Consider the following 10189-nt stretch of genomic DNA (forward strand, 5'->3'; position numbering starts at 1 on the left):
ATGACCCGTTTCCCGCGCCACGCGTCCGTGGCCTTGGCTGTCGCCGCACTCACCGCTTCGCTGGCCGCTTGCAATCCGCCGGCTGACAAGCCCAAGGCTGACGACGCCAAGACCGAAGCCAACGACAAGGGCGCGCAGACCCCGAAGATCGCGGGCCTGCCGACCGAAAAGGACCAGGTCAGCTACATGATCGGCCTGCAGATGGCCAAGTCGCTGGAGCAGGTGAAGGACGAAGTCGATGTCGACACCATCACCAAGGCCATCAAGACCACGCTGGCCGGCGAGAAGCCGCTCCTGGACGACAAGCAGGCCCAGCAGATCGCGGAAGCCTTCGGCCAGAAGATGCAGGCCAAGCAGATCGCCAAGATGATGGCCGATTCGAAGAAGAACCTCGCCGATGGCGAGAAGTTCCTGGCCGAAAACGCCAAGAAGCCGGGCGTGAAGTCCACGGCATCGGGCCTGCAGTACCAGTCCATCACCGAAGGGACCGGCCCCAAGCCGAAGGACACCGACGTGGTGAAGGTGCACTACAAGGGCACGCTGCTCGACGGCAAGACCTTCGACAGCTCCTACGATCGCGGCGAGCCGGCTACCTTTCCGCTCGGCGGCGTGATCCCGGGTTGGCGCGAAGGCCTCGCCCTGATGCCGGTGGGCAGCAAGTACAAGCTGTGGATCCCGGCCAAGCTGGGTTACGGCGAGAGCGGCACCCAAGGCGGCCCGATCGGCCCCAACGCCATGCTCACCTTCGAAGTCGAGCTGCTTGAAATCGTCAAGCCCGACGCGACGCGGGCCGCGAAGTAAGATCAGCTTTCCAGCAGTACAGCCGGCGGTGATAAACCCACCGCCGGCGCCTTGCCCCGCAAGGCGAACCCCCATTTCCAAGGATTAGCAACGCATGCGCGCCACCATTTTCGGCACGGGCTATGTCGGTCTGGTCACCGGTACCTGTCTGGCCGAAGTGGGCCACGACATCGTCTGTGTCGACATCGATGCCGCCAAGGTCGAAGGCCTCAACAACGGCGTGATCCCGATCTATGAGCCGGGCCTGGAACCAATGGTCAAGGCCAACCATGCCGCGGGCCGCCTGCAGTTCACGACCGATGCCGCCACCGCGATCCAGCATGGCGACACCATTTTCATCGCCGTCGGAACGCCGCCCGACGAGGACGGCAGTGCCGACCTCAAGTACGTGCTGGCCGTGGCGAAGACGATCGGCCAGAACCTGCAGCGCTCGGCTGTCATCGTCGATAAATCCACCGTGCCCGTGGGCACCGCCGACAAGGTGCGCGCGGTGATCGCGTCGGAGCTGGCGGCGCGCGGCGTGACGTTCGATTTCGACGTCGCGTCCAATCCCGAATTCCTCAAGGAAGGCGACGCGGTCAAGGACTGCATGCGCCCGGACCGCATCGTGATCGGCGCCAGCAATCACGCGTCGATCGAGCAGCTCAAGCGCCTGTACGCGCCGTTCAATCGCAACCACGAACGTATCGTGGCGATGGACGTGCGCTCGGCCGAACTGACCAAATACGCCGCCAACGCGATGCTGGCGACCAAGATCAGTTTCATGAACGAGATGGCGAACATTGCCGAAAGGGTGGGCGCCGACATCGAACACGTCCGTCACGGCATCGGTTCGGACCCGCGCATCGGTTACAGCTTCATCTACCCGGGCGCCGGTTACGGCGGTTCCTGCTTCCCCAAGGACGTGCAGGCGCTGGAGCGCACCGCGAAACAATACGGTTACAACGCACAGATCCTGGAAGCCGTGGAAGCCGTCAACCACCGCCAGAAGGAAAAGCTCTTCGAGCTGATCAGCCGCCACTACGACGGCAAGATCGCCGGCAAGACGTTTGCCGTCTGGGGCCTGGCGTTCAAGCCCAACACCGACGACATGCGCGAAGCCTCCAGCCGCACGTTGCTGGCGCAGCTGTGGGAAGCCGGCGCCAAGGTGCGCGCCTATGACCCGGAAGCGCGCCACGAGGCCGAACGCATCTTTGGCGAGCGCGCCGATCTGGTCCTGTGCGGTTCCGACCGCGCCGCACTGGAAGGCGCCGACGCGCTGGTGGTGGTGACCGAGTGGAAGCAGTTCCGCAGCCCGGATTTCGCACGGTTGAACGCAACGCTTCCGGACAAGGTGATCTTCGACGGACGCAACCTGTACGACCCGGAAGAAGTGGAGCAGGCCGGAATTGCCTATTACGGCATCGGTCGTGGCCGCTCGGTCTCCGGCGACGGCTCGATTTGAGCGTTCGGAGCGATCGATGACGCCGCAGGAACTCGAGCAACGCCTTGCCGAGGTGGAAACCCGCCTCGCGTTCCAGGAGCACGCACTGATTGAACTCAGCGACGCCCTGGCCGCTGCGCGCGACGAGGAGAGCCGCAACGCGCTGGTGCTGCACCGCGCGCTGGAAGAACTCAAGGCGATCCGCACCTCGCTGTCAGGCTCCCCCGTTACCGGCGATGCGTCGCTGGAACCTCCGCCGCCGCACTACTGAGCTGCTACGCACCGCGCACGATGAGCCACAACCTTCGCGACCAACTTCTGGGACTCGGCTTCAAGCCGGCGCCCGAGCCCGAGCGTCCTGCCAAACCCGCAGGCAATCCAACCCACGGCAAGCCGCAGCAGCGTGGCGAAGAGCGTCGGCCGCAAAGCGGCAGACCACCGCACGCCGGACACGGTAAGCCGGGACAGGGGCAAGGCCGGACCGGTGGCGCGAAGCCGGCACGGTCGCGCGAAGAGATCGACCTGGCCAAGGCCTACGCCCTGCGCGCCCAGCGCGAGAAGGACGAGCGCATCGCGGCCGAGACGGCAAAGCAGGAAGAAGCCCGCAAACGCCGCGAAGCACGCGCGAAGCTCACCGAACTGCTCAAGGACAAGCAGCTCAACGTCGCTGACGCCGAGATCGCCCGCCACTTCCCCTACGGCGGCAAGATCAAGCGCATCTATGTCACCGCCGAGCAGCTCAAGGCGCTCAACGCCGGCGAGCTTGGCGTGCTGCAGCAGGATGGTCGCTACCTGCTGGTGACAGCGGAGCTGATGGCCCAGGCCGAGGAAATCTTCCCGGCGGCGATCGCGCTCAAGGTCGATCCCAATGCGACGCTGGAAGAAGATCCCTATGCCGATCCGCAATACCAGGTGCCCGACGACCTGGTGTGGTGAAGGAAGGTGTACCCGGGCGTGATCCGATTGCTGCGATCACGCCAGGCGATTCATCACGCGGCGCAGTTTCGAGATGCCCAGGTCGCGGATAAGCCGATGGGTCGCATGGGGCAGGGGTGACTCATCGATGTCGTGCGGTGCGATGTTCTTGCCGGGAACACCCGGGTGGAATTCGATACCGGCCGCCGCATAGCAGTGCTGGACCATCGCTGAGCAATACAGGGCGCCTTCCTGCGCGAGCAGGTTGTCGCGACGGCGCAGGCGCGTGCTGTGCATCGCCAGGAACGTGCCCGCCAGCTCGCGTAGCGAATAGCTGGAAAGTCCCGACAGCAGGTCCAGCGCGGCGACCTGCACCTGCCTTGTCTGCGTGGCGTCCAGGCCGAAATCGATCACCGCCAGGTTGGGGAATGCCTCCGCGTCGAAGTAGCGCGAAGCCCGGTTCTCCTGCACGCCGAGGCGGATCTGCTTGAACCGCATGTCCAGGTCAGATTCCACCACCCACCATTGGCCATCGCTGCGCTTCTCGCTGAAAACGAAAGCGTGCGACCACAGGCTGCGGTGCCCATCCGCCGTGAGCGGTGCCTGCGCCTTGCGGATGAGCTTGTTGATGAAGTCGCGCCCACCGCACAGGCCGATGCGACCGGGAGCGGCGTGCCGTTCGATGAAGTCTGCGTTGCTGGTGGCGTCAGGCATGGCGTTTTGCTGGTTGGGCACGTCGGTTCGATCGCGCCACGATGGCACTGGCCGACGAGGCTATCAAGCGCGCCGCAGCGCGCTGCTGAAGCCAGGTTACGGCGCTTGGCGTTACTCCGCGCCGCAACGCGCTGCAAACGCAAGGCAGCGACGCCTTGGATGCCTACTCCGGGTCGTAATCCAGATTCGAAGCAAGCCACCGCTCCGCTTGCGCCAGATTTACGCCCTTACGCTTCGCGTAATCCTCAACTTGTTCCTTCGACACCCGCCCGACCACGAAGTACTGGCTGCGCGGATGGCTGAAGTAGTGACCGGATACCGCCGCGGCCGGGTACATCGCGAAGCTCTCCGTTAGCTTCACGCCGGCGTTGCGTTCGGCATCCAGCAGGCCGAACAACGTTCCCTTCTCGCTGTGCTCGGGGCAGGCCGGGTAGCCGGGGGCAGGGCGGATGCCGGCGTACTTCTCGTCGATGAGCGAGTCGTTGTCGAGCGTTTCGTCCGTCGCGTATCCCCAGAACTCTTTGCGGACGCGTTCGTGCAGGCGCTCGGCGAAGGCTTCGGCCAGCCGGTCGGCGAGCGCCTTGAGCAGGATGGCGTTGTAGTCGTCGAATTCCGCTTCGAAACGGGCGACGTGTTCCTCGATGCCGATGCCCGCAGTGACGGCGAAACCACCGATCCAGTCCTGCTTGCCCGAGTCTTTGGGCGCGATGAAATCGGCGAGGCAGAAGTCCGGGCGATCCACCGGCTTGTCCGCCTGTTGCCGCAGGAACCGGAACATCACTGGCCCGCCATCCGCATCGACGACGACATCGTCGCCGACGGAATTCGCCGGCCACAGCCCGAACACGCCACGTGCAGTCAGCCACTTTTCCTTGACGATGCGCTTCAGCATCGCTCGTGCATCGCGATACAGCTCCGTCGCCTGCGCGCCGACGATCTCGTCGGTGAGGATCGCCGGGTACTTGCCTGCCAGTTCCCAGGTGTTGAAGAACGGCGTCCAGTCGACGTACTCGATCAACTCATCGAGTGGGTAGTCGTTGAGCACGTGCAGCCCGGGCTGCTTCGGGGTCGGTGGTGTGTAGTCGCTCCAGCCGCCGTCGAATTTCTGCCCGCGCGCCTTCTCCAGCGACACCAGCCGCTTGCCGTCGCCGCGGTTCTTGTGGCGCTCGCGGATGTCGGCGTAGTCGGCGTCGTTGGCGGCCACGAACGGACCGCGCAGTTCCCGGCTGATCAGCGACTGCGCCACGCCGACGGCTCGCGAGGCGTCCTTCACCCACACGGTGGGTGACTTGTAATGCGGATGGATCTTCAGTGCGGTGTGCGCGCGTGACGTCGTCGCACCACCGATCAGCAGCGGCACCTCGAAGCCCTGTCGCTGCATTTCACGCGCCACATGGCTCATTTCCTCCAGCGACGGCGTGATCAGGCCGGACAGGCCGATCAGGTCCGCATTCTCGGCCTTCGCGCGATCGAGGATGGTCTGTGCCGGCACCATCACCCCAAGGTCGACGACGTCGAAGTTGTTGCATGCCAGTACGACGCCGACGATGTTCTTGCCGATGTCGTGCACGTCGCCCTTGACCGTCGCCATCACGATCTTGCCGTTGGATTTGCCGACTTCGCCGGTGCGCAGCTTCTCGGCTTCGATGTAAGGCAGCAGGTAGGCGACCGCCTTCTTCATTACGCGAGCCGACTTCACCACCTGCGGTAGGAACATCTTGCCGGCACCGAACAGGTCACCGACGACGTTCATGCCGTCCATCAGCGGCCCCTCGATCACATCGAGAGGTCGCGTCGACAGCGCGCGGGCTTCCTCGGTATCGGTTTCGATGTACAGGTCGATGCCATGGACCAACGAGTGGCTCAGTCGATCGCGTACCGGCTTCTCGCGCCAGGCGAGGTCCTCGACCCTCTTTTCGCCCTTCTTGCCCTTGAACTTGTCGGCGATCTCCAGCAGGCGTTCGGTGGCGTCGGGGCGGCGGTTGAGGACCACGTCCTCGACGCGCTCACGCAGTTCGGCATCTAGGTCGTCGTACAGCGGCAGTGCGCCGGCGTTGACGATGCCCATGTCCATACCAGCACGGATCGCGTGATACAGGAACACCACGTGGATCGCCTGGCGCACCGGCTCGTTGCCGCGGAACGAGAACGACACGTTGGAGACGCCGCCCGAGACATGGCTGAACGGGAAGCGGCGCTTCAGCTCGCGGGTGCCTTCGATGAAGTCGACCGCGTAGTTGTTGTGTTCCTCGATGCCGGTGGCGACCGCGAAAACATTGGGATCGAAGATGATGTCTTCCGGCGGGAAGCCGATCTCCTGCGTCAGCAGCTGGTAGGCGCGCGAACAGATCTCGATCTTGCGCTCGGCGGTGTCGGCCTGGCCGACCTCGTCGAAGGCCATGATCACGACGGCGGCGCCATAGCGTCGCACCAGTCGCGCCTGGCGCAGGAATTCGGCTTCGCCTTCCTTCATCGAGATCGAATTGACGATGCCCTTGCCCTGCAGGCATTTCAGGCCAGCCTCAATGACGCTGAACTTGGAGCTGTCCACCATCACCGGCACGCGGGCGATGTCGGGCTCGGCGGAGATCAGGTTGAGGTAGGTAACCATGGCCTGCTCGGAATCGAGCATGCCCTCGTCCATGTTGACGTCGATGACCTGCGCGCCGCTTTCGACCTGCTGGCGCGCCACCACGACAGCTTCGTCGTAGCGACCTTCCATGATCAGCTTCTTGAACTGCGCCGAGCCGGTGACGTTGGTGCGTTCACCTACGTTGATGAAATTGCTTTCTGGCGTGATCGGCAGCGGCTCCAGGCCGCTGAGCCGGGTCTGGCGGGGGAGTGCCTGTGTCATCAGGCTGCGTCCGCCAGTTGCGGCACCGGCCGCGGCGTCACGTCCTTGACGGCATCGGCAATCGCGGCGATGTGCGCCGGCGTGGTGCCGCAGCAACCGCCCACGAGATTGAGCAGGCCGGATTCCGCGAATTCGCGCAGTACGCCCGCCATGTCCTCGGGCGTTTCGTCGTAGCCGCCGAACGCATTGGGCAGGCCGGCATTCGGATGGGTGCTGACGTAGGTGTCAGCCACCTGCGCCAGGACGTCCACGTGCACGCGCAGGTCCTTGGCGCCGAGTGCGCAGTTGAGGCCGATGGCCAGCGGCTGCGAGTGGCGCACGGAGTACCAGAAAGCTTCGGCGGTCTGGCCGGACAACGTGCGGCCGGAGGCGTCGGTGATCGTGCCGGAGATCATCACGGGCAGCTTCGCGCCGCGGGCCTCGAACGCCTCCTCGATCGCGAACAGCGCCGCCTTGGCGTTGAGCGTGTCGAAGATGGTCTCGACCATGATCACGTCCGCGCCGCCGTCGATCAGGCCGTCGGTGGCCTCGCGATAGGCCACGCGCAGCTCGTCGAAGCTGATCGCGCGGAAGCCGGGCCGGTTCACGTCCGGGCTGAGCGACGCGGTACGACTGGTCGGACCGAGCACGCCGATGACGAAGCGCGGCTTGCCAGGATCTTTTGCTTCGGCCGCATCGCAGGCGGCGCGGGCCAGGCGTGCGCCAGTCTCGTTGAGTTCACGGGCCACGTGCTCGAGGCCGTAGTCGGCCAGCGAAATGGTGGTGGAGTTGAAGGTGTTGGTTTCGATCAGGTCGGCACCGGCATCCAGGTACTGGGCGTGGATGCCCTGGATGATTTCGGGGCGGGTGATGCTGAGCAGGTCGTTGTTGCCACGCTGGTCGCGCGCGCAGCCGCAGGCGTCGCCGTGGGCGTGGTCGTCGGGAGAATGATGGTGGTCGTAGCCGCTGGCGAAGCGCGTGCCTCGGTAGTCGTCTTCCTGCAGTTCGTGCTGCTGGATCATCGTGCCCATGGCACCGTCGATGATCAGGATGCGTTCGCGCAGTTGTTGCTGCAGTGCCTGCGCACGGGCGGGGTTGAGCCAGGGGAGGGAGTGCTTCGTCATCTAAGTAATTGACCTGCAGGACTACGTGGCTTCTTTGGGCGTGATGCCCGGCATCAACGAGGCGGTTTGCGTGCGATCAGCGCGATCACGCCGAAATGCGGCGGTCGGCGTTCGCGCGTCACCATCTCGCTGCTGACGATCTCCAGTCCTGCCTTGGACACGAATTTCTGCAGTTCCTTTTCGGTAAAGCCCAGGTTGACGTGGCCGTAGGCCTCCGCCACCTGCTGGTGCTCGTGCTTGGCCAGGCTGGTGACCAGCAGCAGGCCGGCGGGGCGCAGCACGCGGGCGGCTTCGGCGACGGCCTGCGCGGGTTGCCCGGCGTAGGTCAGCGCGTGCATCAGCACCACGAAATCGAACTGCGCCGCAGGGAAGGGCAACGCATGCATGTCGCCCTCGCGCACTTCCACGTTCTTGAGCTTGCGCAGGCGTTCGGACGCGGCGGCCACGACCTTGGTGCTGGCGTCCAGGCACACATAGCGCTTGGCATGCGGGGCCAGCAGCTCGGCCAGCACGCCGTCGCCGGAGGCGATGTCCAGCACGTCGGTGGGCTGCAGGAGCGGCAGTGCCGAGCGCGCCAGTGCCTCCCACGTCCGCCCGGGCGAGTAATGCCGTTCCATGTCGCCGGCGACGGAGTCGGCCCAGTTCTGTTCCGTCGCGCGGGCCGACAGCACGTCCCCGACGCGTTCGGCGTCCTGGCGGAGCAGCGGATCGTCGCTGCCCTCGCGCAGGGTCTGCCACAGGGCGCGCTGCGCGCTGTCGAGTGCGGCGTCGTCGAACCGGTAGTAGGACGAAACCCCGGCGCGGCGGTCGCGGACCAGGCCTGCTTCCTTGAGCTTGGACAGGTGGGTCGACACGCGTGGCTGGGCGAGCCGGGTGATTGCCGACAATTCGGCCACAGTGAGCTCCTCGCGTTCCAGCAGGGCGAGCAGCCGCACGCGGGTGGCGTCGGCGAATACTTTCAGTCGGGACGACCAGCCTTCGAGATCCATGGGTTTGGGGCCTTCTATCAACCTATCGCGATATAGAGATAAGTGTGGGCTGCCGGGCTCCGGGGGTCAAGCCGAACGCGGTCGAGAGGTGGGGTTATTTGTCCGCGAGGGCTACAATTCGCGTCTTCGCTGAGTCACATACGGGGTACGACGTGGATTTCCGCTTCACCGAAGAGCAGTTGATGATCCAGGACGTGGCGCGCCGCATCGCGCAGGAAAAGATCGCGCCGAGCGCCGAACACCACGACCAGACCGGCGAATTCCCCCTCGCCAACATCCGTACCCTCGGTGAAAACGGCCTGATGGGCATCGAAGTGCCGGCCGAATACGGCGGCGCGGGCATGGACCCGATCAGCTACGTGCTGGCCATGGTCGAGATCGCCCACGCCGACGCTGCGCATTCGACGATCGTGTCCGTCAACAACTCGCTGTTCTGCAACGGCATCCTGAAGTTCGGCACCGAAGCGCAGAAACAGCTGTACGTCCGCGACATTGCCGAAGGCCGCGAGATCGGCGCTTTCGCCTTGACCGAGCCGCAGTCCGGCTCCGACGCCACCGCGATGCGTTGCAAGGCGGTCAAGCAGGCCGACGGCACCTACGTCGTCAACGGCAAGAAGAGCTGGATCACCTCCGGCCCGGTCGCCAAGTACATCGTGCTGTTCGCGATGACCAACCCGGACCTCGGCGCTCGCGGCATCACCGCGTTCATGATCGACACCACCAAGCCGGGCTTCCATCGCGGCAAGACCGAACCGAAGCTCGGCATCCGCGCCTCGGCCACCTGCGAGATCGAGTTTGCCGACTATGTCGTCCAGGCCGACGAAGTGCTGGGCAAGGAAGGCGAGGGCTTCAAGATCGCCATGAGCGTGCTGGACGCCGGTCGCATCGGTATCGCCAGCCAGGCGCTGGGGATTGCCAGGGCCGCCTACGAGGCCACCCTGGCCTACGTGAAGGAGCGCAAGGCGTTCGGCGCGCCGATCGGCACCTTCCAGATGACCCAGGCGAAGATCGCTGACATGAAGTGCAAGCTCGACGCGGCCATGCTGCTGACGCTGCGCGCGGCGTGGCAGAAGGGCGAGTTCGAGAAGGGCGGGGCCCGCTTCAGCAACGAAGCCGCCATCGCCAAGCTGACCGCATCGGAAGCGGCGATGTGGATCACCCACCAGGCCGTGCAGATCCACGGCGGCATGGGTTATTCGAAGGAAATGCCGCTGGAGCGTTATTTCCGCGACGCCAAGATCACCGAAATCTACGAAGGCACCAGCGAGATCCAGCGCCTGGTCATCGCCCGCAACGAAACCGGACTGCGCTGAGAACAGTCACCCCGGGCCCGCGTCTGCTTCTGCAAGGAATGCACACGCGGGCCTGCTTGCTTTGTTCCAAAGCTGAA

Annotated in this window: 8 protein-coding genes and 1 pseudogene; 5 read left to right on the plus strand and 4 right to left on the minus strand. The window is 64.9% G+C overall.

What is annotated here, in order from left to right:
• From ACYVD7_RS07685 to ACYVD7_RS07700, 4 genes are all read left to right on the plus strand, one after another.
• Positions 1-801 carry an FKBP-type peptidyl-prolyl cis-trans isomerase gene (locus tag ACYVD7_RS07685; RefSeq protein WP_460761205.1) on the plus strand — a complete coding sequence of 267 codons (801 nt, stop codon included), beginning with the start codon at positions 1-3 and terminating at the stop codon, positions 799-801.
• Between the two features lie 94 nt (positions 802-895).
• Positions 896-2245 carry a UDP-glucose dehydrogenase family protein gene (locus tag ACYVD7_RS07690; protein ID WP_460761207.1) on the plus strand — a complete coding sequence of 450 codons (1350 nt, stop codon included), beginning with the start codon at positions 896-898 and terminating at the stop codon, positions 2243-2245.
• A gap of 16 nt (positions 2246-2261) precedes the next feature.
• On the plus strand, positions 2262-2495 hold the full coding sequence (locus tag ACYVD7_RS07695) for a SlyX family protein (RefSeq protein WP_460761209.1): 234 nt from the start codon (positions 2262-2264) through the stop codon (positions 2493-2495).
• Between the two features lie 20 nt (positions 2496-2515).
• A complete protein-coding gene (locus tag ACYVD7_RS07700) occupies positions 2516-3160 on the plus strand; it encodes a DUF2058 domain-containing protein (RefSeq protein ID WP_460761212.1) in 645 nt (214 codons plus the stop codon).
• 36 nt (positions 3161-3196) lie between these two features.
• Here ACYVD7_RS07700 and ACYVD7_RS07705 read toward each other — a convergent pair whose 3' ends face one another.
• The 4 genes and pseudogenes from ACYVD7_RS07705 to ACYVD7_RS07720 form a co-directional block, all read right to left on the minus strand.
• Positions 3197-3853, minus strand: coding sequence for a hypothetical protein (locus ACYVD7_RS07705; protein WP_460761214.1), 657 nt, complete (start codon positions 3851-3853; stop codon positions 3197-3199).
• A gap of 163 nt (positions 3854-4016) precedes the next feature.
• The gene (gene metH / locus ACYVD7_RS07710; protein ID WP_460761217.1) at positions 4017-6707 is read right to left on the minus strand and encodes a methionine synthase; all 2691 of its coding nucleotides are present in this window, start codon (positions 6705-6707) and stop codon (positions 4017-4019) included.
• A complete protein-coding gene (locus ACYVD7_RS07715; protein WP_460761220.1) occupies positions 6707-7810 on the minus strand; it encodes a homocysteine S-methyltransferase family protein in 1104 nt (367 codons plus the stop codon). Before ACYVD7_RS07715 ends, metH begins: the two co-directional genes overlap by 1 nt.
• Positions 7811-7872: 62 nt before the next feature.
• Positions 7873-8799 (minus strand): annotated as a pseudogene (locus ACYVD7_RS07720) (ArsR/SmtB family transcription factor); the annotation flags it as partial.
• A gap of 116 nt (positions 8800-8915) precedes the next feature.
• On the opposite strand from ACYVD7_RS07720, the gene ACYVD7_RS07725 reads away from it, so the two are divergent.
• Positions 8916-10112: an acyl-CoA dehydrogenase family protein gene (locus ACYVD7_RS07725; protein ID WP_460761870.1), complete on the plus strand. Its 1197-nt coding sequence runs from the start codon at positions 8916-8918 to the stop codon at positions 10110-10112.
• The last annotated feature ends 77 nt before the right edge of the window (positions 10113-10189 follow it).

This window comes from Lysobacter fragariae (assembly GCF_054779775.1).